Source organism: Wolbachia endosymbiont of Madathamugadia hiepei (assembly GCF_013366855.1).
In the GTDB taxonomy this organism is placed as follows: Bacteria; Pseudomonadota; Alphaproteobacteria; order Rickettsiales; family Anaplasmataceae; genus Wolbachia.
In genome coordinates this window covers 1-1,884 of sequence record NZ_WQMP01000165.1, presented here as the reverse complement: position 1 = coordinate 1,884, position 1,884 = coordinate 1, and the positions used below count along the sequence as shown (strand labels likewise).

Annotated in this window: 2 protein-coding genes; both read left to right on the top strand. The window is 37.9% G+C overall.

What is annotated here, in order from left to right:
- Position 1: 1 nt before the first annotated feature.
- Positions 2-1,219, top strand: a complete 1,218-nt coding sequence (locus GO685_RS05010; protein ID WP_343033220.1) for an APC family permease — start codon at positions 2-4, stop codon at positions 1,217-1,219.
- 81 nt (positions 1,220-1,300) lie between these two features.
- Positions 1,301-1,884: amino acid permease (locus tag GO685_RS05005; RefSeq protein ID WP_175937834.1), on the top strand; the 584-nt coding region annotated here is incomplete at its 3' end.

Sequence of the window (1,884 nt, the reverse complement as noted above, 5' to 3'; positions counted from 1 at the left end):
AATTTTTATGCTTCCAATTAGCCTTGCACCATACGGCGCTTATAGCCTTATAAGCTGGGTGATATCAGGATTTGGTGCTATATCCCTCGCTTTGGTTTTTGCCTTACTCTGTGCAAAATTTCCAGAAACGGGTGGTCCTCATATTTATGTAAAACATGCCTTTGGATCTACAGCAGCTTTTTTTGTTGGCTGGACATATTGGATAAGCTCGTGGGTTAGCTCAACAGCTGTAACGGTTGCAAGTATCGGCTATTTAGCTCCATTTTTTCACAATGATACACAAAATATACGTTTGCTTCTAGAGATAACTTTAATTTTAGCCATTATGCTAATAAACCTAAGAGGGGTAACAACTGCTGGACATGTTGAGCTTCTATTAACTGTCGTTAAAATTATTGCACTGCTTGCAATACCCACAGCAGCTTTGTTTTTTTTTGATAGAAATAACTTTATCGTAAGCGAGAAAGTTTCGAATCTCACAACATCACAGGCTCTTGCCCGCTCTACACTTCTCACCCTATGGTGTTTTATTGGACTTGAATCAGCAACAGCACCTGCAGGATCGGTTAATAATCCAGCTAAGACAATACCAAGAGCTATAGTGCTTGGCACAATCTGTGTTGCTGTTGTATATTTTATCAATAGTCTTGCAATTATGGGGCTAATCAATGGTAACGACTTAGCAAGTTCAAGAGCACCATATGTTGATGCAGTGAAAACCATGTTTTCTGGTAATTGGCATTTGATTGTTTCTGTTGTTGCTTTTATTGTTTCTGTAAGTAATTTGAACGCTTGGTTCTTGGCTGATGGACAAGTTACCTTAGGCCTTGCAAAAGATAAGTTAATGCCACAATTTTTTGCTAAAAGAAACAAGTACGATGCTCCCTTTTGTGGAATAATACTCAGTACTTTGGGAGTGCTAGTTTTACTCGTTCTAACGTCAAACAAAAATTTTGCAGAGCAAGTAACTTCAATAGTTGATGTTTCTGTAGTTTCATTTTTATTTATCTATTTAGCATGTAGTCTTGCTTCTCTCAAGGTTAATGTGCAGGAGAAAAACTACTGCAAATTCTTGATCGGAAGTGTGGCTGTACTTTTTTGCTGCTGGATAATATATGAAACTTCTATAAGCACACTGCTCATGTCAAGCTTATTTCCTCTAAGCGGCACACTTATTTATTTACTTTGGTACCACAAAGCGACCTTCCTAAAAGCTTAACCTAAAGACATAATTTTTTATTTGTTAAAACTCTTGGGGTTAAGTTATACTACTGCCTATGTTGATAGAATCAGAGGTATTGTGTCAAATAAAATAGGTTTTTTAACTGTTTTTGCTTTAGTAATCAGTAGTCAAATTGGTTCTGGGGTTTTTATGCTTTCAATCAGCCTTGCGCCATATGGAGCTTATAGCCTCATAAGTTGGGTAATATCAGGAGCTGGCGCTGTGTCTCTTGCACTAGTGTTTGCCACGCTATGTGCAAAGTTTCCAGAGACTGGAGGTCCCCACGTTTATGCAAAACATGCCTTTGGTCCTACAGCAGCTTTTTTTGTTGGTTGGACATATTGGATAATCTCCTGGGTTAGCACAACAGCTCTAATAGTTGTGGGTGTTGGTTATCTTACACCATTTTTCCATGAAGATATCCAAAGCATGCGTTTGCTTTTAGAGTTGCTACTATTTACAGTCATTACGTTAGTGAATTTAAGAGGAATAGCTACTGCTGGGCGCATTGAGTTTCTACTCACGGTTATAAAAATTTCTGTATTGCTTGCAATACCTGTAGCAGCGTTGTTTTTTTTCGATAGAAACAACTTTATCATAAGTGAAGAAATCTCAAGTCTTACAGCATCGCAGATTCTTGCCCGTTCTACACTTTTGACTTT